This window comes from Streptomyces sp. NRRL S-495 (assembly GCF_000966955.1).
GTDB classification, from domain to species: domain Bacteria; phylum Actinomycetota; class Actinomycetes; order Streptomycetales; family Streptomycetaceae; genus Kitasatospora; species Kitasatospora purpeofusca.
In genome coordinates this window covers 1-238 of record NZ_JZWY01001398.1, presented here as the reverse complement: position 1 = coordinate 238, position 238 = coordinate 1, and the positions used below count along the sequence as shown (strand labels likewise).

The window sequence follows — 238 nt, the reverse complement described above, 5'->3', positions numbered from 1 at the left end:
CGGCCGTGCCGAGCTTCTGACGGTTGCCGTGCACGACGGCGTTGGCGACTGCCTCATGGACAGCCAGGCCGAGCCGGTAACGGTCGTCCTCGTCCAACTCGCGGGCGGCGTCGACGCTCGCCACCTCGGAGGGCAGCTCCGTCTGCGCGGTGTGGTGTCCGGGTGCGGTGTCAGCGGGAAGCAGCTTCACATCAGCGACTGCTATCCGGAAGAGCCGCAGATGGGGGCTATGTAGCTG

1 protein-coding gene is annotated in these 238 nt (G+C 68.1%); it reads right to left on the bottom strand.

The features are described 5' to 3' along the window. Window positions 1-190 (bottom strand): ATP-binding protein (locus VR45_RS47760; protein ID WP_234326702.1); only part of this gene is annotated, 190 nt, incomplete at its 3' end. Window positions 191-238: the final 48 nt, after the last annotated feature.